This is a genomic window from Pedobacter sp. CG_S7 (assembly GCF_040544395.1).
Taxonomy (GTDB): Bacteria; Bacteroidota; Bacteroidia; order Sphingobacteriales; family Sphingobacteriaceae; genus Pedobacter.
Genome location: NZ_JBEONS010000006.1, coordinates 66,350 through 90,565, shown reverse-complemented (window position 1 = coordinate 90,565; position 24,216 = coordinate 66,350). Strand labels below are relative to the sequence as shown.

The 24,216-nt window shown below is 37.0% G+C and carries 24 protein-coding genes; 10 read left to right on the top strand and 14 right to left on the bottom strand.

Annotated features, from left to right (window positions below; translation table 11 throughout):
* Positions 1 to 22: 22 nt before the first annotated feature.
* The 4 genes from rnhB to AAKU52_RS05630 are packed head-to-tail and all read left to right on the top strand — an operon-like array spanning position 23 to position 3,711.
* On the top strand, positions 23 to 634 hold the full coding sequence (gene rnhB, locus AAKU52_RS05645) for a ribonuclease HII (protein WP_354331141.1): 612 nt from the start codon (positions 23 to 25) through the stop codon (positions 632 to 634).
* A gap of 16 nt (positions 635 to 650) precedes the next feature.
* Positions 651 to 1,853, top strand: a complete 1,203-nt coding sequence (locus AAKU52_RS05640; protein ID WP_354331139.1) for a glycosyltransferase family 4 protein — start codon at positions 651 to 653, stop codon at positions 1,851 to 1,853.
* A 39-nt stretch (positions 1,854 to 1,892) separates the two neighbouring features.
* The gene (gene gcvT / locus AAKU52_RS05635) at positions 1,893 to 2,972 is read left to right on the top strand and encodes a glycine cleavage system aminomethyltransferase GcvT (protein WP_354331137.1); all 1,080 of its coding nucleotides are present in this window, start codon (positions 1,893 to 1,895) and stop codon (positions 2,970 to 2,972) included.
* Positions 2,973 to 2,991: 19 nt separating this feature from the next.
* Positions 2,992 to 3,711 (top strand): 2-phosphosulfolactate phosphatase, encoded by a 720-nt coding sequence (locus AAKU52_RS05630; protein ID WP_354331135.1) that lies wholly within the window; start codon positions 2,992 to 2,994, stop codon positions 3,709 to 3,711.
* On the opposite strand, the gene AAKU52_RS05625 is transcribed toward AAKU52_RS05630, so the two are convergent.
* Both AAKU52_RS05625 and AAKU52_RS05620 read right to left on the bottom strand, forming a co-directional pair.
* Positions 3,708 to 4,487, bottom strand: a complete 780-nt coding sequence (locus AAKU52_RS05625; protein WP_354331133.1) for a patatin-like phospholipase family protein — start codon at positions 4,485 to 4,487, stop codon at positions 3,708 to 3,710. The two genes, AAKU52_RS05630 and AAKU52_RS05625, sit on opposite strands and share 4 nt — an antisense overlap.
* An 83-nt stretch (positions 4,488 to 4,570) precedes the next feature.
* Positions 4,571 to 5,842 (bottom strand): alpha/beta hydrolase, encoded by a 1,272-nt coding sequence (locus AAKU52_RS05620; RefSeq protein WP_354331131.1) that lies wholly within the window; start codon positions 5,840 to 5,842, stop codon positions 4,571 to 4,573.
* A gap of 173 nt (positions 5,843 to 6,015) precedes the next feature.
* Between AAKU52_RS05620 and AAKU52_RS05615 the strand changes: the two genes are divergently transcribed.
* Positions 6,016 to 6,690, top strand: a complete 675-nt coding sequence (locus AAKU52_RS05615) for a porin family protein (RefSeq protein WP_354331129.1) — start codon at positions 6,016 to 6,018, stop codon at positions 6,688 to 6,690.
* Between the two features lie 5 nt (positions 6,691 to 6,695).
* On the top strand, positions 6,696 to 8,336 hold the full coding sequence (locus AAKU52_RS05610) for an NAD+ synthase (RefSeq protein ID WP_354331127.1): 1,641 nt from the start codon (positions 6,696 to 6,698) through the stop codon (positions 8,334 to 8,336).
* On the opposite strand, the gene lnt is transcribed toward AAKU52_RS05610, so the two are convergent.
* From lnt to rsmI, 3 genes are read right to left on the bottom strand one after another with little or no spacing between them, the layout of a single operon-like run.
* Complete coding sequence (gene lnt / locus AAKU52_RS05605) at positions 8,333 to 9,964, bottom strand: apolipoprotein N-acyltransferase (RefSeq protein WP_354331125.1); 1,632 nt, start codon at positions 9,962 to 9,964, stop codon at positions 8,333 to 8,335. The two genes, AAKU52_RS05610 and lnt, sit on opposite strands and share 4 nt — an antisense overlap.
* Before the next feature lie 3 nt (positions 9,965 to 9,967).
* Entirely contained in the window at positions 9,968 to 10,606 is a 639-nt protein-coding gene (locus AAKU52_RS05600) for a PH domain-containing protein (protein ID WP_354331123.1), read from the bottom strand.
* A 24-nt stretch (positions 10,607 to 10,630) separates the two neighbouring features.
* Positions 10,631 to 11,347: a 16S rRNA (cytidine(1402)-2'-O)-methyltransferase gene (gene rsmI, locus AAKU52_RS05595; RefSeq protein ID WP_354331244.1), complete on the bottom strand. Its 717-nt coding sequence runs from the start codon at positions 11,345 to 11,347 to the stop codon at positions 10,631 to 10,633.
* A gap of 48 nt (positions 11,348 to 11,395) precedes the next feature.
* Here rsmI and serS point away from each other — a divergent pair, with 48 nt between their 5' ends.
* Positions 11,396 to 12,667 (top strand): serine--tRNA ligase, encoded by a 1,272-nt coding sequence (serS, locus tag AAKU52_RS05590; protein WP_354331121.1) that lies wholly within the window; start codon positions 11,396 to 11,398, stop codon positions 12,665 to 12,667.
* Between the two features lie 71 nt (positions 12,668 to 12,738).
* Here the strand turns inward: serS and AAKU52_RS05585 are convergent, their stop codons facing one another.
* The 5 genes from AAKU52_RS05585 to ileS all read right to left on the bottom strand — a co-directional run bounded on the left by AAKU52_RS05585 (position 12,739) and on the right by ileS (position 18,395).
* Positions 12,739 to 13,053, bottom strand: coding sequence for a hypothetical protein (locus AAKU52_RS05585; RefSeq protein ID WP_354331119.1), 315 nt, complete (start codon positions 13,051 to 13,053; stop codon positions 12,739 to 12,741).
* A gap of 173 nt (positions 13,054 to 13,226) precedes the next feature.
* Entirely contained in the window at positions 13,227 to 13,931 is a 705-nt protein-coding gene (locus AAKU52_RS05580; RefSeq protein ID WP_354331116.1) for an SIMPL domain-containing protein, read from the bottom strand.
* Positions 13,932 to 14,008: 77 nt separating this feature from the next.
* Positions 14,009 to 14,611, bottom strand: a complete 603-nt coding sequence (locus AAKU52_RS05575) for a lipoprotein signal peptidase (RefSeq protein WP_354331114.1) — start codon at positions 14,609 to 14,611, stop codon at positions 14,009 to 14,011.
* Positions 14,611 to 14,994 carry a TraR/DksA family transcriptional regulator gene (locus AAKU52_RS05570; protein ID WP_354331112.1) on the bottom strand — a complete coding sequence of 128 codons (384 nt, stop codon included), beginning with the start codon at positions 14,992 to 14,994 and terminating at the stop codon, positions 14,611 to 14,613. Before AAKU52_RS05570 ends, AAKU52_RS05575 begins: the two co-directional genes overlap by 1 nt.
* Positions 14,995 to 14,999: 5 nt before the next feature.
* Entirely contained in the window at positions 15,000 to 18,395 is a 3,396-nt protein-coding gene (gene ileS / locus AAKU52_RS05565) for an isoleucine--tRNA ligase (RefSeq protein WP_354331110.1), read from the bottom strand.
* A gap of 81 nt (positions 18,396 to 18,476) precedes the next feature.
* On the opposite strand from ileS, the gene AAKU52_RS05560 reads away from it, so the two are divergent.
* Together AAKU52_RS05560 and AAKU52_RS05555 are read left to right on the top strand one after the other, a co-directional pair.
* Positions 18,477 to 18,677: a hypothetical protein gene (locus AAKU52_RS05560; RefSeq protein WP_354331107.1), complete on the top strand. Its 201-nt coding sequence runs from the start codon at positions 18,477 to 18,479 to the stop codon at positions 18,675 to 18,677.
* Positions 18,674 to 18,922, top strand: a complete 249-nt coding sequence (locus AAKU52_RS05555) for an isoleucyl-tRNA synthetase (RefSeq protein ID WP_354331105.1) — start codon at positions 18,674 to 18,676, stop codon at positions 18,920 to 18,922. The genes AAKU52_RS05560 and AAKU52_RS05555 overlap by 4 nt, the downstream gene beginning before the upstream one ends.
* Before the next feature lie 73 nt (positions 18,923 to 18,995).
* Here the strand turns inward: AAKU52_RS05555 and AAKU52_RS05550 are convergent, their stop codons facing one another.
* Both AAKU52_RS05550 and fabV read right to left on the bottom strand, forming a co-directional pair.
* Positions 18,996 to 19,187, bottom strand: coding sequence for a cold-shock protein (locus AAKU52_RS05550; protein ID WP_354331103.1), 192 nt, complete (start codon positions 19,185 to 19,187; stop codon positions 18,996 to 18,998).
* A 76-nt stretch (positions 19,188 to 19,263) separates the two neighbouring features.
* Positions 19,264 to 20,457 carry an enoyl-ACP reductase FabV gene (gene fabV / locus AAKU52_RS05545; RefSeq protein WP_354331101.1) on the bottom strand — a complete coding sequence of 398 codons (1,194 nt, stop codon included), beginning with the start codon at positions 20,455 to 20,457 and terminating at the stop codon, positions 19,264 to 19,266.
* Positions 20,458 to 20,691: 234 nt separating this feature from the next.
* On the opposite strand from fabV, the gene AAKU52_RS05540 reads away from it, so the two are divergent.
* Entirely contained in the window at positions 20,692 to 21,279 is a 588-nt protein-coding gene (locus tag AAKU52_RS05540; protein WP_502931017.1) for a YciE/YciF ferroxidase family protein, read from the top strand.
* 47 nt (positions 21,280 to 21,326) lie between these two features.
* Here AAKU52_RS05540 and AAKU52_RS05535 read toward each other — a convergent pair whose 3' ends face one another.
* Both AAKU52_RS05535 and AAKU52_RS05530 read right to left on the bottom strand, forming a co-directional pair.
* Complete coding sequence (locus AAKU52_RS05535; protein WP_354331100.1) at positions 21,327 to 22,274, bottom strand: hypothetical protein; 948 nt, start codon at positions 22,272 to 22,274, stop codon at positions 21,327 to 21,329.
* Positions 22,275 to 22,277: 3 nt separating this feature from the next.
* Complete coding sequence (locus AAKU52_RS05530) at positions 22,278 to 23,717, bottom strand: MBOAT family O-acyltransferase (RefSeq protein WP_354331099.1); 1,440 nt, start codon at positions 23,715 to 23,717, stop codon at positions 22,278 to 22,280.
* Positions 23,718 to 24,216 lie beyond the last annotated feature (499 nt).

Sequence of the window (24,216 nt, the reverse complement as noted above, 5' to 3'; positions counted from 1 at the left end):
TCGTATTTCTTATCTTTGGCAAATGTTGTTAAACTGCTACCAGGAAGAATTTTTAGAAGCGGGCTGTGACGAGGCTGGAAGAGGTTGTTTGGCCGGACCTGTTTTTGCTGCAGCGGTTATTTTGCCTAAAGATTTTGTTGCCGGTGAGCTCACCGACTCTAAAATGCTTAGCCATAAGCAACGTGATCATTTACGTATTATTATAGAAAGAGAGGCTATTTGCTGGGCTGTTGCATCGGTTGATAATGTGGAGATTGATCAAATCAACATCCTGAATGCTTCATTTCTGGCGATGCACCGGGCTATTGAAAAATTAAGCACTCCACCCCAATATTTAAGTATTGATGGCAACAGGTTTAAAGCCTATCCTGAAATACCCCATTCCTGCATTATTAAGGGCGATGGCAAATACCTGAATATCGCAGCAGCTTCTATTTTAGCAAAAACCCACCGCGATGAATACATGGTGAAGGTGGGAAAAGAGTATCCGCTTTATGAATGGCATCAGAATAAGGGATATCCTACCGTTATACACCGAAATGCTTCTCTTAACCATGGTTTAACGCCATACCATCGAAAAACTTTTAATATCAGTGATCCACAGTTAGTTCTATTTGAAAATAATGAGGGATAATTTGTAGTTTTACTAATTGAAAGTCCTCATTTTAACATATCGCGTTCCTTTTCCACCTAACAGTGGTTATCCCATCGTGGTTTATAACACGATAAAGGGCTTGCTTAAACTAAATGTTGACGTTACCCTTTTTAGCATCAATACCAGTAAAAACCCTGTTGATGTGGATGATATTTATGATCCGGTTTTTGAGAACATTAAATTTCATTCTTTTGCTATTGATACTGATATAAATTATTGGGGAATGTTTCGTAACATTTTTTCTAATGAATCTTATAATGTTTCCCGTTATTATGATGAAGAAGCAGCAAAGCTTTTAGAAAATGTACTTCATGAGAACGATTTTGATATTATTCAGTTCGAAGGCTTGTATGTGGTTCCTTATCTTGATGTGGTTAAAGCACACAGTGAAGCGAAATTAATCTATAGAGCACACAATATTGTCTTCGATGTCTGGGAGCGCCTTGCTTACGGAGAAAAGTTTATACCAAGGCGCAAATACCTGGAGTTCCTGGCCAGAAGGTTAAAATCTTACGAAACGGAACAAATCAATAGGTTCGATCAAATATTTGCAATTTCTGAACCCGACCGGCAGAGTATTTTACGTATGGGTTGTGCAACCAATTTGGAGGTTTTTCCTGTAGCGCTAGATTTTGAGAAATACATTACCCAGTCTGTTAATTATGGTTTTCCAACCTTATTCCATCTGGGGGCAATGGACTGGCAGCCGAATAAAGAAGGACTAGAATGGTTTCTTGATGAAATATGGCCTGATATTGAAAAGCTGAACAGCGAATTGCGTTTTTATATCGCTGGAAAGCATATGCAGCAGCAGTTTTTTGATTATGATTCTGATAATGTTGTAGTGGAAGGGGAGATTTTAGATGCCGTTGAATTTATCAACTCCAAAGCCATTATGATTGTTCCTTTGTTGTCGGGAAGTGGCATGAGGGTTAAAATTATTGAAGGTATGGCCATGCATAAGTGTATTATTGCTACTACTATGGCAGCAGAAGGGATAAAATGTGAGCATGGAAAAGATATCCTTATTGCCGATACGCCAGATGAGTTTTACCGCTCTATATTACAGTGTATTACTAACCCCGGCAAATTGGCTGAAATAGGGGATAACGCGAGGAAAACGGCAGAAAAAAACTATAATATTTCCATCATTTCACAAAGAATGGTACAAATTTACCAACAATTAATAAATGCGTAAAATTTGTGTATTTTTGGCCATCATTTTGATACAAAAAGCATGAAGAATACCCCATTAACAGATAAACACATTTCCTTAGGTGCTAAAATGGTGCCATTTGCAGGATACAATATGCCCGTAACTTATGAAGGCATCAATGCAGAACACAATACCGTGAGAAACGGTGTTGGTGTTTTTGATGTGAGCCACATGGGCGAATTCATCCTTAAAGGGGAAAAAGCATTAGATCTTATTCAACGTGTAACCAGTAATGATGCCTCAAAATTATATGATGGCAAAATTCAATACTCTTGCTTACCGAACGAAGAGGGCGGAATTGTAGATGATTTGCTGGTATACCGCATGAACGAAAAAAGTTACATGCTTGTTGTTAATGCATCGAATATAGAGAAAGATTGGAACTGGATTCAGAAGTTCAATACAGCTGGTGTGGAAATGCATAACATTTCAGATAAAACTTCTTTATTGGCCATACAAGGTCCAAAAGCAGCGGAGGCTTTACAAAGCTTAACAGATATAGATTTGGCTTCGATGGAATACTATAATTTCAAGAAAGGCAAATTTGCTGGTGTCGAGAATGTATTGGTATCGGCTACAGGTTATACAGGTGCGGGTGGTTTTGAGGTTTATTTTGAGAACGAATATGCGGATACCATTTGGGATGCTATTTTTGAAGCGGGCAAACCTTTTAATATTAAGCCTGTCGGTTTAGCTGCCCGGGATACCTTGCGTTTAGAAATGGGATTCTGCTTATATGGCAATGATATCGATGATACCACTTCCCCTTTTGAAGCGGGATTGGGCTGGGTTACTAAATTCACCAAAAATTTCACCAATTCTGAGGCCTTGATGGCACAAAAAGAAGCTGGTGTAACCAAAAAACTGGTGGGCTTTGAAATGATTGACCGTGGTATACCACGTCATGATTATGAAATTGTTGATGCTGAAGGTAAAGTGATAGGAAAAGTTACTTCAGGTACACAATCGCCTTCTTTTAAAAAAGCCATTGGTATGGGTTATGTAGCGAAGGATTTTGCTAAAGAAGGTACAGAAATCTATATCCTGATCCGTGATGTAAAGATCAAAGCTAAAGTTGTTAAATTTCCATTTTATAAATAAAGGTACAGCAAAACTATAGATGGAAAGAAAAATTGAAGTGTGTTTAACACCAGCACTCCTGGATTTATACGCTATTGAAGAGAGTATTGTAGTAGTAATTGATATTTTAAGAGCTACTTCATCTATGGTTTACGGTATTCATAATGGGGCAAAGGCCATCATTCCTGTGTCGCAGGTGGAAGATTGCCTAAATTTTAAAGGGTTGAATTACCTGTTGGCGGCAGAAAGAAATGGGGAAGTGGTGGAAGGTTATGACTTCGGCAATTCCCCATTTTCTTATACCACAGAAAAGGTGCAGGGAAAAACAATTGTATTAACGACAACCAACGGTACCAAAGCTTTGCACATGGCAAGGTCCCGGGCACACCAGGTAGTGATAGGTTCTTTCTTGAACCTCGATATTTTATGTAACTGGTTGATCAGCCAGGATCAAGATGTGCTGCTGCTTTGCGCGGGTTGGAAGGACCAGTTTAACCTGGAAGACACCTTGTTTGCGGGTGCTGTGGTTTCTCGGTTGAGGGCAAGCTTTTCACATTTTGATGATTCTAGTGTTGCTGCCGAAGATTTATATGCTTTGGCAAAATCTGATGTACGCACTTATCTTACCAAATCGTCTCATAGTCACCGCTTAGCGGCATTAAACATAGAAGAGGATGTGCTATTTTGTTTGCAGTTAAACATTTGTGAGGTGATACCTATTTTAACAGGCGATAAATTAGTGGCTTTGCCGTTAGCTTAAGCCAGTTTTTCTGTAAGTGTTTTTAATACTTCATTTCCTTTAATGGTCTTCAGGGTTTCTTCATATGCGAGCCAATAAATTGTTTCCGCTTTTTTAACGTCAAAGGTGCTGAATTCACCCATTCCTTTAGGCTCAATGAGGATATTGCAGAAGGCTGCTTTCTGTTCCATATCTTTGTTTATGGACATCCTGACCGACCTTACTACCAGCGATTTAAAAGTGCTAACTTTTTCTACAGCTCTCAGATGATTGCAGGATGAACCGATAATGAAATCGCAATTGGTTAATAGCGGTTCTATAGGGAAATTATTTAATACCCCTCCGTCAACATACAGGTGTTCATCAATCATAATAGGTTTAAAAATGCCGGGTATGCAGCTGGAGGCCTGTAGGGCTTTGATTAATGGACCTTTGTTGAAGTAAACTAGTTTGCCATTAGTAAAATTGGTGGCGGCAATGGTAAGTGGTATTTTTAGTTTTTCTATCTTGTCTTCTGGAAAGTATTCTTTTAACAAATGTGTGGTATACTCAAGATTTATTAAACCAAGACTACCCATAGCTGGCCTCATAAAGCGGAGTAGCTTACTTTTGATGAAGATATTCAATCCTTCCTCAGGATCAATGCCAGCGGCATAAAAAGCACCTGCAATGGCTCCTGCACTGGTACCGCTAATGTGACTAAAAGTAACGCCTGCATTGATGAAGGCTTTTAATACGCCCAAATGTGCGATGCCCCGAATTCCTCCCCCTGATAAGACGATGCCAACTTTTGCCATGAGATTTTAATTGTTATTGCTGTACTGTAAGATGGTGAAATTTTTTCGGATTTGAAATAAATAGGGGGAACATAAAATGAACGTTATTTAACCTTACTTATAAATTCAGTTAACAGGGGTACAAGGTCTTTATGGATTGGAATTTCAGGGTTATTATAGGTTTGTAAGTTAAGCGTTCTATCAGCAGGTGCGGCTTTCAAAACATGGTTCATTCCTATAATCAATTTTAAGGTAGCCTTTGGGTTAGCTTTAGCAAGTTGTTTCGCTTCGTCAATTCCTATTTGCAGATCAGTAGTGCCGCCTACAACTAAAACGGGGATTTTAATTTTACTCATTTCCAAAGTCGAATTGTATTTCATGGTAGACATGATAAATGATTGTGCTGCATGGGAAAATAGATCTTCCAGAGCAGGATTGAATTTTCTGTATACTATTTTTCCTGCTTTTAAACTGTATAAAATTTCAGTCGTAATTTTAAAGTCCGCTGCACTGACCAAAACTTTAAGCTGCCTTTTTAATAGCTCAGCCATGTCATTTTTATAGCCGCATAAGGAGATCAAAGCATCAGGATTTGTAGCTAAGGAAGTCATTATTCCTATAGCAGCACCTTCACTATGACCAAGAACAATCACCTTGGAAAATCTTGGGTCCATTTTTAGCTTGGCAATAAACAGATTAGCATCGCTTATAAAATCATCTAATTTTACATCCTTAGATTGGTACGCAGCATTGCTTTTACCGACGCCTCTTTTATCATAACGCACGGTAGCAATCCCATTTTCAGCAAGCCCCTTAGCCAGCATTAAAAAAGAGTTCGATCTTAATGCTTGTCCCTGGTTCATATTCCTGTCTGTTGGCCCGGAGCCTCCAATCATTAATACCACTGGTATTTTGCCATTATTTTTTGGTAATATTAGGGTGCCAGACAGGTTGCCGAAAGTATTATTTACCGAAAAATTATCTGGACTTTCCATTTCAACAGGGTCATTTTTAACTGCTTCAATTTGTCTTTGTTGAATTCCTGCGATTAATTTATCTTTAATGATTAACGCTATTTCCACCATAGGCTTTTCAAAACTTAAACGAAACTCAGTAAATTGACTTGATGGTGAAATTATCATCCTGCTTTTAACAAACTCACCCAGTGATCCTTTTAATTGTGCAACAAACTGCTTCGTTCCTTCCATTTTAAGTGCCGCTTTCATTTCAGGAGAGAATAGGGTGAAAATGCTGTCAGGCTGATTAGCTTTATAGTATTTAATAAATTTAACAACAGTTTGATTAGTTTCTGTTTGGGCATTAACGCAGAATATAGTTAACAAGGATACTACTACAAAAAGGTATATTTTTTTCATAATTATTAAAAATTTAAAGATATAAAATTTTTGTTCCATAAATTCCTTTTTATTATTAATGCAAGGAGTTGATTATTGGAAAAATGTACAGTAAATAGAAAAAATAGATAGATTTGTCAATCTTTGCGTTATAAACGCAGATAGCTTCAGTATCTTTAAAAACATAAATACCCATGAAAAAAATCTGGATAGCAGTACTCTTATTCTTCTCCTCCACTTCTCTTTTTGCTCAAAATTTTGCGGCACCAGATTATGGCTTTAGGTTAGGCTTAACAGCTCACCCTACTTTTGGCTGGTTAAAAACTGAAAATGGTAAGGGAAATGGCCTTAGTTTAGGTTTTACTTACGGTCTTTTAGGTGATTTTAATTTTGCGGATAACTATAGCTTTTCTACTGGGTTAATGGTAACAACTATTAACGGAAAGAGCACAGAAATTGATCCTAATTTGTATCACAATGGCTCAAACAATAGTATGAATACGGCCTACGACTTAAAATATAAGTTGCAGTATATAGAAATCCCTTTTACTGTTAAACTGCGGACCGATAAGATAGGTGATTTAAGCTGGTATGGTCAATTTGGTTTTTCCAATGACTTTAATATTGGAGCTAAACAGGATGCTGAAGTGGCAGGGAAACCTATTGTGAGTAACAAAAACATTAATGATTATACTAAGTTTTACAGGGCTGGATTAATTTTGGGTGCAGGGGGTGAATTTGATTTAGATCACCGTACCAGCATAAGTGCCGGACTGACTTATAATAATGGTTTTACCAATATAGTGAAAGATGCAGGTAGAAATGTGCGTAATCATTATGTAGGCGTTAATTTTGGTTTATTCTTTTAATGAATATGAATATCGCATTAGCACAGCTGAATTACCATATTGGTGATTTTGAATCCAATACTAAAAAGATTATTGACAATATCAATCTAGCGAAAGAACAAGGTGCTGACCTGGTTGTTTTTGCTGAATTAGCTGTTTGTGGTTATCCGCCAAGGGATTTTCTGGAATTTGAAGAGTTTACTGATCTGTGTGAGACTTCGGCTCAACAAATAGCGGCACATTGCCATGGTATTGCCTGCATTATAGGTTTACCCGTAAAAAATGAACAGGCTGCTGGTAAGGATCTTTATAACGCCGCATATTTCATTGAGGAAGGAAAGGTTAAGACAGTTACAAAAAAAGCATTGCTTCCTAATTATGATGTTTTTGATGAATATCGCTACTTTGAGCCCGCTACAACATTTGAATGTATTGAGTTTAAAGGACAGAAAATAGCCCTGACCATTTGTGAGGATTTGTGGAATATCAATGCTAATCCTTTATATGTTACCAACCCTATGGATGAGCTGATCAAACAGCAGCCAGATTTGATGATCAATATTGCTGCTTCTCCTTTTTCTTATTGTCATGATGAAGAGCGTGTAGTTGTTTTATCTGATAATGCTAAAAAGTATCAATTGCCACTGTTTTATGTGAACCAGGTAGGTGCACAAACGGAAATAATTTTCGATGGTGGGTCGTTGGTTTTTGATGCAAATGGAAATCTATTAGATGAAATGCCTTATTTTAAAGAGGAGCTTCGTATTTATGAGTTTGCAGGTCATAAAATACAAGGCTTGAAACCTTTTGTACGTGAAGTAACGCCAGACATTGCACAAATACATGATGCTTTGGTACTTGGTATTAAAGATTATTTTGCTAAATCTGGGTTTAAACAAGCTGTTTTAGGTTTGTCTGGAGGAATTGACTCTGCAATTGTTTGTGCTTTGGCCTGTCGCGCTCTGGGTCCTGAAAATGTTATGGCCGTATTGATGCCTTCTAAATATTCTTCAGCTCATTCTATAAAAGATGCCCTGGATTTAGTTAACAATATGGGTTGCATGCATGAAGTGATTGAGATTAAAGATGCTGCGGATGCTTTTGATAAAATGTTACAGCCCGCTTTCAAGGGATTACCATTCAATGTGGCGGAAGAGAATATACAAGCGCGTTGCCGGGGAATTGTGGTGATGGCGATGTCTAATAAATTCGGTTACATTTTGTTGAATACTTCTAATAAAAGTGAGTGTGCTGTGGGTTATGGAACCCTTTATGGCGATATGTGTGGTGCTATTGGCGTAATCGGAGATGTTTACAAAACCCAGATTTATCAACTGACTGAATATATCAATAAAGACGGAGAAGTAATTCCTGAAAATACAGTGGTGAAACCACCATCGGCAGAATTAAGACCTGGACAAAAAGATTCTGACTCTTTGCCGGATTATGCTATTTTGGATAAAATTTTATTCCAATATATAGAGTTGCGTAAGAGCTCTTGCGCCATTATTGCACAGGGTTTTGAGGAAGCTCTGGTACGCCGCATCATCAAAATGGTTAACTCGGCAGAATTTAAACGTTATCAAACGCCACCAATTTTACGGGTGTCGCCAAAAGCGTTTGGCATGGGTAGAAGAATGCCTTTAGTCGGTAAATATTTATCTTAAATTGTGGGCCTTGTCTTTTTTATCCAGCGTTTAAAGGGGATAATTAAGGCAAGGACTATAGCAATTATGCTTAATGCTTTCGCAATCAGATCGCCACTTTTGGTATAAAAACTAAGCTCATCATTTAAGTTGATATCTGCTTTTAGTGCTGTCCTGATCCACCATTCACTTCTTTTAACCACATCTCCTTTTTGATCTATAAAGCCGGAAATACCAGTATTGGCAGAGCGGACCACCCACCTCCGGTTTTCTATAGCTCTTAATTTAGCGTACATAAAATGTTGGTCCTTGCCAGAGGTATTTCCCCACCATCCATCGTTAGTGATGATTGCGATGAATTGTGCGCCAGCTTTTACAGACTGGCCAATCCAGTCGCCCCATAAAGATTCGTAGCAAATTACAGGTGCTACCCCAATGCCGCTGTAGGAATAAAATACGCTAGGTTTTTCTTGCCAGCCCCAGCCACCAACGGTTCCTCCCAATTGTGCAAACACCGGCTTCAGAAAGGCCAATGCTGTTGGGAATGGCAATTTCTCTACGCCGGGTACCAATTTTGATTTATGGTAAAACTGCACATCAGCAGAGTTTTCTACCTGCATGGCAGCATTAAAATTATCATAGTAAACTCCAGAATTTGGATCCAGTTTAGCACTGATAGTTTCAGGCTCGTTATAAGTTTTAACCGATTCTAAACCTGTAACTAAAGATCCATTAGGATATTTTCGAATAAATTGCTGCAATACGCTGAATTCTACGCTGCTGCGGATATGCTCCTCATCGTTATAAGTTGGTAATGCTGTTTCAGGCCAGAAGAAATATTCGGTGTTGGGCTGTCCAACACTGTCTGAAAGTTGGGTAAGCACTTTCAATTGTTCAGCTGCACTGATGCCTCCAAATTTCTGATAGGGGTCTATATTAGGTTGAACGACTACTACGTTTACTGGATTTATTTTTTCTTTGTAGCTTTTATACCTGATCAGAGAGAATGCAGCAGGTAGTATAACAATTAATGCCCATAATAAAGATTGGCGGTATTTAAAATAACCTTTTTGAGTTTTGAAAGCTTTAAAGGCTTCAAATGCAAAGATATTACTCAACAGGATCCACAAAGAACCACCGTAAACACCGGTGTATTCATACCATTGAGCAAGCTGGTGCATGCCTGAAAAACCGTTACCTAAAGTCATCCAGGGGAAAGAAAGATCCCAGGTTTGGTGCAGGTATTCCATCGCGATATAAAAGCTGATAAGACCAGCATAAGCTAATTTCTTGGTAACATATAAACTTAAGCGGTAATATAGCCAAAAGGCGAAGGTCATTAATAATGCACCTAACCCAAAAGGGATAAGGGATACCAGGAAGGAAACAACAGCATTGTTATCTGCACTAATGGCATTGTAAACCCAGTAAATACAACTGGTATTCCAAACCAGAAAAGTAATTCCGGCAGTTAAAAAAACTTGCTTTCCTTTTTTTAAGGTCTCACTGAATTTAATTTTATCAATAGCAATCAGCAAGGGAACTAGTCCGATTAGCAGTATTGGTGTGGTGTATGGAATAGGAGGCCAGGCTAGCCACATTAAAAATGCACTTAATAAGGCAAGGGAAATGGTATGTTTTGAATTCATTTGTTAAAAACTATCTAAAATAGTTGCTTTTTTAGCCTCATATTCTTCCAGGGTAATTAATTGCTTATCAAATAAAGTTTTTAATTTCCTTAATTTAAGGGTTGTCTCATCTTCTGGTTCTACCTGAAATACTGGCTGAGCTTCTAATTGTACTTGAGGTACTGGGACTGTGATTTCTAATGGTTCTTCCTCCATATAAGTGTAGGTATCAGTAAACTGTTTTTCCTCTTTTTCAATTTTGAGTAGTTCTTCTTTAAACTCGTCTAATTGTTGTTTTGCTGCCTGGTATAACTTTCGGGCCTGTGCTTTGGGAATATATTCTGTTACAATGTTTTCTCCATGCTGTGGTACGCAAATAAATTTAGAACCAAAAAGCTCTTCTTTAAAAGATACTTCTTTGATGCTTTTCCATGAAATGTCTTTAAAGTTCATGGTGATACCAAAGTTTGCCGGTTCACAATAAAAGATACGTTTATTGCTAACTACTATACAATCGGGCATCAGGTTTACCGCAGGCCTTTTTTGAACAGCTAAATAAATCAGGGCTTCATTGCTGCTCATCAAGTCGCGAATTTTACCCAATACTTTTTCAACAGTTTTAGGGTCTTGCTCGTCGTTTATAAATTTATCTATTGACATCATGGGTTAGAAATTTTCAAGGGTTATTTACTTTTTGTAAATCGGCTTATCAGCCTTTGTTTTCTTTCCTTCGGGTTTACCGGCAACACAAATTACAAATTCTCCTTTTAAAATATTGTTTTCAAAATATGTTTTTATCTCTGATACAGTACCTCTAATTGTTTCTTCATACATCTTAGTGATTTCCCTACTTACAGAAGCTTGCCGGTCTTCGCCAAAAAACTGTGCGAATTCTTCTAACGTTTTTAAAAGACGGTGTGGACTTTCATATAAAACGATGGTCCTCTCTTCTTCAGCCAATTTTTTAAGGCGTGTTTGCCTTCCTTTTTTTACCGGTAAAAAGCCTTCGAAAACAAAAGAATCTGTGGGTAAACCAGAGTTTACCAAGGCTGGCACGAAAGCTGTTGCACCAGGCAGACACTCTACTTCAAGGTTATTTTTAATTACCTCCCTAACTAAGAAAAACCCGGGGTCTGATATGGCAGGGGTACCCGCATCAGATATTAAGGCCACATTTTTGCCTTCTTTCAAAAATTTAATGATCTCCGAAGTAGCCTTATGTTCATTATGTTGATGATGGGAATAAGCTTTTTTGTCTATGCCAAAATGTTTTAACAAGGGAGCACTGGTACGCGTGTCTTCCGCTAAAATTACATCCGCTTCTTTCAATACCCTAATCGCTCTGAAAGTCATATCTTCCAGATTCCCAATTGGGGTAGGAACAAGAAATAGTTTACCATCCATGTTCTGTGTCTCCAAACTCTTATTATCTTTGTTCAAAATATATAAATAATGCTGCAAGTTAACTATATCCGTGAAAATAGAGAGAAAGTTTTAGAACGCTTAGGTGCCCGTCACTTTAAACAGCTCGAGCTGGTAGATGAAATCATCCAATTAGATGATGAGCGTAAACAAACACAAACATCTTTAGACAATCTTTCGGCTATAGCAAACTCAAGTGCCAAACAGATTGGTGAGCTGATGCGTAATGGCAAAAAGGATGAAGCTGAAGTGCTGAAGTTGGAAACTAGCGTTAATAAAGAGAAAATAAAACCTCTTTCAGATCAATTAGCCGCTACAGAACAACAGTTGTATCATCTTTTGGTACAATTGCCTAATATTCCTCATCACCTGGTTCAGGCGGGCTCTACTGCAGAAGAAAATGAAGTGGTCTATATCCACGGGTCTCCTGCACAATTAACGGAGCAAGCTTTGCCACATTGGGAGCTTACGGCAAAATATGATATCATTGATTTTGAATTAGGTACTAAGATTACCGGTGCCGGTTTTCCTGTGTATAAAGGAAAAGGTGCGCGTTTACAAAGGGCGCTTATTAACTTCTTTTTAGACCATGCCACCGAACAAGGCTACCGTGAAGTGCAAGTGCCACTTTTAGTGAATGAAGCTTCTGGTTTTGGGACTGGGCAATTACCTGATAAAGAAGGCCAGATGTACCATTCTACAGTAGACAATCTTTATTTAATTCCAACTGCTGAAGTTCCGGTTACTAACTTATATCGGGATGTGATTTTAAAAGAGGAAGAATTACCTGTTAAAAACTGTGCTTATACGCCGTGTTTCCGCAGAGAAGCAGGATCTTATGGCGCACATGTACGTGGTTTAAACCGCTTACACCAGTTTGATAAAGTAGAGGTGGTCCAGATTGCTCATCCTGATCAATCTTACGGTATCCTGGAAGGCATGAGTGCTTATGTCCAATCTTTATTACAGGAATTGGGTTTGCATTACCGTGTACTGCGTTTATGTGGTGGGGACATGGGTTTTACTGCAGCTATGACTTACGACATGGAGGTTTGGAGTGCAGCACAACAACGCTGGTTAGAAGTGTCTTCTGTATCTAACTTCGAAACTTACCAAAGTAATCGTTTAAAATTGAGGTTTAAAGGAGCTACAGGTAAAACACAATTGGCTCATACCTTAAATGGGAGTGCTTTAGCATTACCAAGAATTGTTGCCGCTATATTAGAAAACTATCAAACCCCTGCTGGAATTATAATTCCACCAGCTTTAGTGAAATATACAGGATTTGATATTATAGATTAAACCTTAGTTAAATAACAAAAAAGCCTTCTTACGCATGGGTAAGAGGGCTTTTTTGTTATTTAAACTTATGATTATAAAATCAAGATCAATAATAATATAATAATGATAATTGCACCAACTGAAAGATAAACACCACCGTTCATCGCACGTGCCTGGTTTTTCAATTCTTTCAATTCTTTACGCAATTCTTTTTTATCTGATCTTGTCAAATCTGATTTCTCCATGTTTCTGATTTCTTCAACACGGTTAGTAATTTTTTTGAACTGAACTTGTTGCTCTGCTGTTAATTCAGTTTTATTTTTGTCTTTAGTGCCGGCAGCCATTAAAGGGTTAGCAGTAATGCCTAACATAAATACAAGGGTCAGGGAGTAAATTAATTTTTTCATATTTTTTTTATTAAGGATACAATCCTAAATAACAAAAAACCTACCAACAATTTTGGTAGGTTTTTTTTAAAAATCATAAAGCCTTTGTTTTTAATTACTTACATTGGTATTTGTGTCTTTTAAGCAAGTTATACTTAATATAAGGAAATAAAACTGTATAGTGTATTGAGCAATTATTTGATTTCGAATACTGTATTAACTACATAATTTAATTTTATTTTCTTGAAGTCAATTTCTGCAGCAGCAGATTCTGCATCTGAACTGCTAGTCTTCATCATCATTGCATTGTTGCGGTAATTCTGTTGTGGATAAACTTCATTGTTGACTTCCTGTATTTCAAGAACTCTATATAATTTATCACCAAGCGCTTCCACCATATAGGTCGCTTTTTCTTTAGCCGCTTTAAGCGCTTTGATTTTTAACTCTTGCTTTAAGGTTTCAATTTTTGAATAATCGTAGCTGTCAATATTGGTATAAGCGATGCCTTTTGAGTCTATCGCATCCATGATGGCATTGAATTTATTTAAATCAGTAACCTTTAAACGGTATTGTTTACTGACCAAGAAATCAGGATTTTTCTTTTTTTCCGTAGCATAACTATAGCTCGAAATATTGTTAATCATTAAGTTTTCCTTGGCAATACCAGCTTTTTGAACCGCACTGTACAGTTGGTTTTCTAAAGTTGTAATTTCTACCTTCTTTTTGCTGTTATTATCTTTCAAGTATTCTTTTAAAGAGATACTCATGTAGATAATATCAGGGGTAACTTCTGCTTCAGCATTACCACTAACATTTATTTTGCGGCGAAGATCTACTTGTTGAGCCATAGCACTCAGGCTAAATAAGGCAACAAAGGCAAGAGCTAATAACTTTCTCATAATATTTTCTTTTGATGTTTAATATAGGAGATGAAAATATCATACCAAATTCACAAATTAAAGGTCAATTGTTGAGTTTATTCTTCAACTACCTCATTGTTAGGGCCAATTTCTTCTGTAAATTCTTCTTTAAAATAAGTTTTCTGGAAAATAAGAATAAGGATAACACCTACTGAAATAGCTGCATCCGCAACATTGAACACTGGTCTAAAGAAAATATAATCTTCTCCACCCCAAATAGGTATCCAATTAGGGAAGATGCCTTCCAATACCGGGAAGTAAAACATGTCAACTACACGGCCATGAAATAAAGTAGCATAATTGTATATTTTACCGTAAAATACAGAGTCAATGATATTTCCTAAAGCTCCGGCAAAGATCATTGCTACATTTAATATTAAACCCCTGTGGTATTTTTTCTCAATTAAGTAATAAAGACCATAACCGATACCGGCTACAGCTACAATTCTAAAAAGGGACAAAGACAGCTTACCAAATTCCCCACCAAATTCTAGTCCAAAGGCCATACCGTTGTTCTCCGTAAAATGGATAATAAACCAATTGCCTAATATCTTAAATTCCTGACCAAGATACATATTGGTTTTTATCCAGGTTTTTAAGGCCTGGTCCATGAGGAGGATGAAGAAGATAATCAATAAAGGTTTTGTATAGCCTTTCATTATGCTTGCTTCAGTTTAGCTTCCATACTTAAGGTTGCGTGTGGTACTGCACGCAGACGTTCTTTTTGTATGAGTTTACCAGTCTCTCTGCAAATACCATAAGTTTTATTCTCAATGCGTACTAATGCAGCTTCAAGGTTTTCAATAAACTTTTTCTGACGAGCAGCCAATTGGTTAATTTGTTCTTTTTCTAATGTCGCTGAACCATCCTCTAAGGTTTTATAAGTGCCAGAGGTGTCTTCAGTCCCGTTTGAATTAGGACTGCTTAGGGAGGAGGTTAAGGAAAGAAATTCTTCTTTTGCTATACGTAATTTCTCGTTGATCAGGTCTTTAAATTCTTTTAATTCGCTATCAGAATACCTTGTTTTTATTGGTTTTTCCATAATAATTATTGTTTTTCTATCGAAATTTCTAGTTCAACATCGTCTATTACGATTTTGTTTCCTTTAATAATGCTTTCTACTATAATTAACTCATCTGCTAAAATTTCCGAACAAATGTATGCTTTATTTTCTTGTACAGCATTTGTGATCATGTTATCATTTTGTAAATAAACCCTGATCCGATCTGTTACTTCAAAATTTAATTCCTTTCTTAGGTTTTGAATCCGGTTAATTAATTCCCTCGATAAACCTTCCTGTTTCAATTCTGGCGTAATGGTAATGTCAAGTGCAACAGTTAGGTTCCCTAAATTCGTTACTTGCCAGCCTGGAATATCCTCTGCAATGATGTCTACGTCATTTAATTGAATAAGGTATTCCGTACCTGGAATTACAAATTCTCCATTGGTTTCAAATGCTGTTAATTGCTCTTGGCTTAAATTGTTAATAACTTCAGCAACTAGCTTCATGTCTTTACCAACCTTTGGACCGAGTGATTTAAAGTTAGGTTTAATTTTTTTCTTTATAAAACCAGCAGTATCTCTAATATACTCAATATTTTTAATGTTAGTTTCAGAAAGAATTAATTCTTTAACTAATTCTACTTTTTTAGCAAATTTTTCATCCAATACGGGCAATAATATTTTAGCTAGCGGTTGCCGAACATTGATGCTGCTTTTTTTACGCAGTGATAAGGCCATGGAGGATATTTTTTGCGCCAGCTCCATCCGTTCATTCAGTTCTTTATCGATCAGCTGGTTATCGGCTTCATTCCACAAAGTAAGATGTATTGATGCTGTATTTTTCAGATTTATGCCATTTGTTAAGTTCTGGTAAAGCCAGTCGGCAAAGAAAGGTGCTACAGGAGACATCAACTGCGAGAGGCTTGTTAAACAAGTGTATAAGGTTTCGTAAGCTGCTTTTTTGTCGGTGGTCATTTCCCCTTTCCAGAAGCGGCGACGGGATAAGCGGATGTACCAGTTGCTCAGGTGTTCGTCTACAAAAGTTTGAATGGCTCTTGTTGCCTTTGTTGGTTCATAGGTGTCATAACTTTCATCAACTTCATTAATGAGGTTTTGAAGTAAGGATAAAATCCACCTGTCAAGTTCACTACGTTCTGAAACAGGTGTTTCATTGTTCTTATCAATAGTAAATTTATCAATGTTCGCATATAGAGCGAAAAATGCATAGGTATTGTACAATGTTCCAAAAAACTTTCTGCGCACTTCATCTAAACCATCCATGTTAAATTTAAGGTTATCCCATGGTGAGGCATTGCTGATCATGTACCAACGGGTGGCATCAGCACTGTAAGTTTCAATTGTACTGAAAGGGTCAACACCATTGCCTAAACGTTTAGACATTTTATTGCCATTCTTGTCAAGCACCAGCCCATTGGAAACTACATTTTTGAAGGCGATTCCAGGATTGCCAACTCGCTCGTTTACGGCTTTAATTTCATCACTGGTTTCACTAAGCATTACTGCAATTGCATGTAAAGTAAAGAACCAGCCGCGGGTTTGATCTACACCTTCAGCAATAAAGTCTGCTGGATAAGCACTTTCAAATTCTGCTGCATTTTCAAAAGGGAAGTGCCATTGGGCATAAGGCATCGCACCACTATCAAACCAAACATCAATTAAATCCAATTCTCTGATCATTTTTTCCCCTTTTGGAGAGGTTAAAATTACATCATCAACATAGGGGCGGTGCATGTCTTTCAATTCAAAGGAAGCCTCCATAAAGCCTGCTTCCACAGATTTTTTAATCTCTGTATTAAGTTCTGCCAGAGAGCCTATACATTTCTCTTCGGCTCCATCTTTTGTGCGCCAGATTGGTAACGGCGTTCCCCAATACCTTGAGCGCGATAGGTTCCAGTCAACCAGGTTTTCAAGCCAGTTGCCAAATCTACCTGTTCCAGTAGCTTCCGGTTTCCAGTTGATGGTTTTATTTAAAGCCACCATCTTCTCCTTTACGGCAGTGGTTTTAATGAACCAACTGTCTAATGGATAATATAAAATGGGTTTATCAGTTCTCCAGCAATGTGGATAGCTGTGCTCATATTTCTTAACGTCAAATGCTTTATTGTCTTCTTTTAATTTGATGGCAATTAGCACATCTGTAGGTTTAAAATCAGCTTGTTGGCGTTCTTGGTCGCTATAATATTCTTCTTTTACATAACGGCCAGCAAAATCTACTACTTCGGTAACAAATTTACCTTGTTTATCTACAAGCGGACTTTCGTTACCTTTCTCATCTTTCACTAAAACAGAGGGCACGCCATTTTCTTTGGCCACCCTAAAATCGTCTGCACCAAAAATTGAAGCAGTGTGTACAATACCAGTACCATCCTCTGTGGTTACAAAATCTCCAGGAATAACACGGAAGGCATTTTGCTCTAAATCTTCATTGGTTACATAATTCATCAACTGATGATAGCGTAAGCCAACCATTTCTTTGCCACCAAACTCAGCAGTAATAGTCCAAGGTATTAATTTGTCGCCACCCTTATAATCTGCAAAGGCCAGCTCTTTGGCTTCATTTTTAAAGTGTTTAGCCACCAATTCTTTGGCTAAAATAACATTCACCGGCAGAAAGGTATATGGATTAAATGTTTTAATTTTTACGTAGCGTATTTTTTCACCAACCGCTAAAGCACAATTCGATGGTAAAGTCCATGGCGTGGTAGTCCAAGCAATAATAGCGGTCTCTTCCTTTTCATTATCAAATAGCACAGGTATTAACGGGTGCTCTTGTTCTTTTTTCAAGAAAAATTGTGCCGTAATGGAGGTGTCTTTTAATATTTTATAAGTGCCAGGCTGGTTAAGTTCATGAGAGCTTAAACCTGTTCCCGCAGCTGGAGAATAAGGCTGAACGGTATAACCTTTATATAATAAACCTTTGTCGTAAAATGATTTAAGGATCCACCAAAGTGTTTCCATGTAGTCATTTTCGTAAGTGATATATGGTTTTTCAAGATCGACCCAATAGCCCATCTTTTCGGTAAGGTCATTCCATACGTCGGTGTATTTCATTACTTCTTCGCGGCAGGCGGTATTATATGCTTCAACACTAATTTTTTTACCAATATCTTCTTTGGTTATGCCCAGTTTTTTCTCTACAGCAAGTTCTATGGGTAGGCCATGGGTATCCCAACCACCTTTACGTTTCACTTGAAAACCTTTTAGTGTTTTGTAGCGGCAAAAAATATCTTTAATTGCCCGACCCATCACGTGGTGAATCCCTGGCATTCCATTGGCTGATGGAGGGCCTTCATAAAAAGTAAATGTGTTCGCTTCAGAACGGGTAGAAATACTCTTTTCAAAGATGTTCTCCGATTTCCAAAAATCAAGTATTTCTTTGCCTATTTTAGCTAGTTCCAGTTGTTTGAATTCCTTATACATCTATCCAGTATCCTTAAAAATTAAGGACGCAAAGTTAACGTATTAGAATGGGAAATGGTAGCTTTGTGGTTAATTTGTTTTATGACTAAACACCTGAAAATTGGGATGATATGTATGGTTGCTGCGGTAGTTTTTATGCCGGCAGCCCTGCTAATAAAGGATACTAACATCGCTTCGGCCATCGCTTTAATTATTGCAAGTATGTTGCTAGAGGTAATTGGATTGATTTTTGTTGTTATAAGTTTTATAAAAAAGAAAAAAAATAAACAATCTACCAGATGATAAAAAAACTTAAACTGCAAAAGGCGGTTATAGTCCTGATTTTAGGTGTAATTGCACTAGGTGTTTATCAGTGGATGGGCACGCGTAAAATGAGTTCCAGTGTTTATGCCTTGGAAGTAGCAGGTTTTCTATTCATGGTTGGAGCTCTGTTATTATTGTATCCCCTGTTCTTCGCAAAGGAAGATAAGGAAGGAGAGGTGCAGCTCGACCCTGATGAGGAGGTAATAGAAGATAAAGAAGTTTAAAAAAAAAGCTTGTAATAGAAAAAACCGCCCTTTTTGAGGAGGGCGGTTTTTACAATATATGTAATAAGGAACTTTAGATTACTTGAACATTTACTGCATTTAACCCTTTACGACCTTGTTCTTCATTATAAGAAACTTTATCGTTTTCACGGATTTCGCCTAATAGGCCACTTGAGTGAACAAAGATTTCTGCACCACCATTTGCTGGCACGATAAAACCAAAACCTTTAGACTCATTAAAAAATTTTACTATTCCTTCTTGCATTGTATTGTTATTAAAAAATTGAATGGCAAATGTAAATATAATTATTTGAATATTAGTATAAATTAAAAAAAATAATTTAATCCAACAATCCGGGTAGGGTTACTATTTCATTTACGTCGGTATTATAATCTACTCCTGGTACCTCAAATCCAAATAAATTAAAGAAATCTGTTCGGTAACCCTTTAAGTCTCCTAGAGTAGGCAAGGTTTCTGTTGTAGCTTGAGCCCATAACTCCGCAACTTTTTCTTGTACATCTGCTCTCATTTCCAGATCATCAATTCTGATTCTTCCTTTTTCATCTAATGTAAGTTCCCCTTCATTATATAAACGATCCTGGAATAAGCGTTGTATTTGTTCAATACACCCTTCATGGATACCTTTTTCCTTCATCACCTTATAAAGCAATGAAATATATAAAGGAATAACTGGGATAGCAGAGCTGGCTTGGGTAACCAAAGCTTTGTTAACCGAAATGTAGGCCCTTCCATCAATTTCTTTCAATTTCTCTGCCAAGCTAATGGCTGTTGCTTCTAAATGATCTTTTGCACGTCCGATGGTGCCTTTACGGTATACAGCTTCCGTAAGTGATGGGCCTATATAAGAATAGGCTATTGTTGTTGCGCCTGCTGCTAAAAGGTTTTCAGCTTTCAATGCATCTATCCACATCTCCCAATCTTCACCACCCATTACCATTACGGTATTTTCCACTTCATCTGCATTAGCTGGGTCAATTGAAATTTCTGAGACATTTCCGGTATGGAAATCCACTGTTTTATTAGTGAAGTTTTGGCCTATTGGTTTCAATACCGAATTGTAAGTGATGCCAGTTTCCGGATGTGTTCTTCTTGGGGAAGCTAAGCTATAAATAACTAAATCTATTTGTCCAAGATCGGCTTTGATCAAGTCGAGCGTTTTTTGTTTAATTTCTTTTGAAAAAGCATCACCGTTAATGCTTTTTGCATATAAGCCGGCTTTTTGTGCTTGTTGTTCAAAAGCTGCAGTGTTATACCAACCTGCAGAACCAGGTTTGCCCGGGGCAGCAGGTTTTTCGAAAAACACGCCTATTGTGGCAGCGTTTGACCCAAATGCACTGGTAATTCTTGATGCCAAACCAAATCCTGTGGAAGCACCAATAATCAATACTTTTTTGGGTCCTTCTATAAGACCTTTCGATTTTACGTAGTCAATCTGATTTTTTACATTTTGTTCACATCCTTTTGGATGCGAAGTAAGGCAGATAAAACCACGTGTTTTAGGAACAATAATCATATTACGTTTTTAATAATTCTACAGTAAATAAAGAAACCGAATTGCAAAATTAACGTAAACCTAATGTTTTTTATTAATTCCTGTAATATAAAAAGTAAATATTCTGTGTTTTATGGCTTAAGTGGTGTGCATTATTTTTAAAAAATGAAGCTAAACTTTTTTTAAAATATGACAAACATTCTTTATTTCAATAAGTTATATATAAAATTTTAGTAACCTATAAAGTAAATCATTATGGCAACTACAACAAAAATGAGTGACACAAAATCAATGTCAACAAAAACGACTAAAGGAGCTGCAAAACCTAGCGGTAAAACGGGTAAGATGGAACATTCGGAATTTCATAAGTTCTTCATTGACGAGTTGAAAGATGTTTATTGGGCCGAGAAACATTTGGTGAAAGCGTTACCAAAAATGAAGAAAGCAGCCACAAGTCCAGAGCTTATTGCTGCTTTTGAGAAACATACTGAAGAAACTCAAGGTCATATTTATACCTTAGAGCAGGTGTTTGAACTGTTGGGTGAAAAGGCAATTGCTAAAAAATGCGAAGCCATGGAAGGCCTGCTTGCTGAGGCAGAAAGTATAATCGAAGATACTAATGCTGGCACCTTAGTTAGAGATGCAGGCTTAATTTTAGCTGCACAAAAGGTGGAGCACTATGAAATTGCAACTTACGGTACGCTAAGGGCATTTGCAGAAAACATGGGTCACACCGATGTGGAAGAATTATTAAATCAAACATTGGAAAATGAAAAAGCAACTGATGCAGCTTTAACCCAGGTGGCCGAGAACTTTATAAACGAGGAGGCTGCTCAAGAGTAGATTATTATTAAATAACAGGAGGCCTATGACCAAAGTCATAGGCCTCTTTAGTTTAAAGCAATTTTTGATTTATTTCTGTTTATGTAAGTGGCGAGGTAGGCCCTTATTTGCTTAGCAACTTCATGGTGCCCATAACAGGACCAATGCCCATCAACACTGCTCACAGCCCAGCTTTTTTTATCTCCTGTTGTATTCAGCTCTATTGTCTTAAACCCATATTCTCTTGCTAAAGAATCTATTTCTTTCGGCGTATCTGGATGAAATACCAGAACGATTTTACTTAGGTCGTAATTCTTTTGGCAGTAGCTCAAGATACTTTTTAAACTTTTAACATCTATTGTTTTGACTTTTTTTGCAGCTTCAGTGTGTGACTCTTTATTTTTTTCGCTCACAAATAAAGGAAACCTTAAGTATAAATAATACAGTACTTTACAGTTGTAGAGTATTTTTTTTAGTCCGGGAGCCTTTAATTCACCGTTTACAATAGTATTACTGATTAGGTTAAGCTGCATTCTATCCTTAAACCTGAAAGTTGCATTACTTTCAGAAAAATCATCTGCAGCCACATAAATCAAATGCATTTTGGGTTTGATGGTTGAATCCAGTAGTTTGGTGATTTGCATGGCCTCAATAAAAGTAACCCCAGATCTGCCAGCCTCAAAAAAACCGTAATCTTTAAAATACGATTTAAGAATGCTGCCTTGATTGCAGGAGATCGGATTCATCATATTTTCGATATAGGAATCTCCAATGATGGAAATAATAGAGTCACTTTTGACATCTGCTACACCAAGCCAACCATAATTATTAACTTCCCATTGTTCGTTTGCTTTCGAGAAATATCCTTTTTGCCCAGGAACATAGCGTTGTATTCCGGTTTGATCTACATAGAGATGTGGTATGTCTGGGGTTAATTTTAAAACCCTTATAATGAGCTCTCCAGACAGCGTAATAAAAAAGGTAAAAGTGAGTAGCTTTAATAGAAAGTTTTTCATTTGTTAAAATTGAAAGTAAATGAATGCTTGTTCTTTTCCCTGGAAGATAAATAACATCAGGATTAAGCCAAAGTAAACAGCCCAGCTAAAAGAAGTAGGAAATATGGTGATTTTACTGATGGCGAAATTACCTTCTCTTCCGAGCCATTCTATAGTTAGGAAAACGAATACAAGGAATAAAATAATAAATCCAGATTCCGGAAGAACGGGTATGGAAAACACAGAGGCTGAAAATATACCAGCGATATAATCAAATGCATGATGCACATCTTTTGCCCTAAAAAATATCCATGCAAATACTGTTAAGCTGAAGGTGATTACGATTTGTGCAAAATCCTTGAGGGAAGGAAATAATTTTCCCTTTGCTACAATAGTTAAATTATTTCTATTTGTGTTTAACAAAATGGATGGCATGATATATAGTGCATTTAAAAATCCCCAGATAATAAAAGTCCAGTTTGCACCATGCCAGAAACCACTCAATATAAAAATAATAAAAGTATTCCTGACTTTCATCCAGGTTCCACCTTTACTGCCACCAAGGGGAATATAGACATAATCTCTAAACCAACTGGAAAGGGAGATGTGCCAGCGCCTCCAAAACTCTGCTATATCTCTGGAGAAATAAGGAAAGGAGAAGTTTTTTAATAATTCAATACCAAAGAGACGTGCCGTACCCAAGGCGATATCAGAGTAGCCAGAGAAATCACCATAAATTTGAAATGTAAAGAATAAGGCTCCTAATATAAGTGTGCTGCCCGACTGATCTGTCGTGTCGTTGAAAATAGTGTTCGCAAAATAGGCGCAGTTGTCGGCGATTACAATCTTTTTAAACAACCCCCATAAAATTTGCCTTAATCCATCAACGGCTTTCGAGTATTCAAAAGTCCTTTTGGTTTTAATTTGTGGCAAAAGATGTGTTGCCCTTTCAATAGGCCCAGCTACCAATAGGGGAAAAAAACTTACAAAAACCGAGTAATCAACAAAGTTTCTTTCCGGTTTTATTTTTTCTTTAAAGATGTCTATCACATAAGATAGTCCATGGAAAGTATAAAAAGAAATACCAATTGGTAAAATCACATTTAATGTCCACGGATTTACTTGTAAGCCAAGGTTTGCTATCGCTTCAGCAAAGGAGGCAGAGAAGAAGTTAAAATATTTAAATACCCCAAGAAAACCTAGGTTTATGGATATGCTCAGCCAAAACCAGAATTTTCTCCACCGTGGTTTTGTTGCTGCAGCTATTTTTATCCCCGTACAATAATCCAATAAAGTGGAGAAAACCAATAGGAAAAGAAAACGCCAATCCCAGCAAGCGTAAAAGAAGTAACTTGAACCTAATAATAATATATTCTGCAGTTTAAGGTTGTTTTTGAAAACAAACCAGTAGAGTGCAAAAACAACAGGTAAAAACAGGGTAAAGTTAATTGAATTAAAGAGCATTTTGTCATGAATTAATAAGTTATGGTAGGAGATAATGGTCTAAAAAATGGCTTTTTTAGATTAAAATAATTAACATGTAAATTATATTTTCATATTCAATATTAATATAATTATTGTTAAAAAACAAAATAAATGTTAGTTTTATTAAATTTTTAATTAATTCCTATAGATGGCGGCTTTTTTTTTGTATATCATACTAAGGTTATGTCTCCTTTGGTCTGATTTCATGAAATGCTTATGCTAGTATCCAGCTGTTGGAAAAAGTTATAGTCCTGATTTATTTGGCAGGTCATTGATAGGGCCTTGGTAGGTGGTTGGTAGGTCCTTAACGCAATCAAGAGACCTACCAAGGCCCTGGCAAAGACCTGCCAATAATAGTGTAAAGTTCAGCTTGGTTTAATTGAGCTATTTGCCAGGTATCTGTTGTTAAACAAAAATGTAATTCTATAATTAAAGCCTTGGCCATGGTTTTTGAGGCAGCTATCGCCTATCTTTGGAT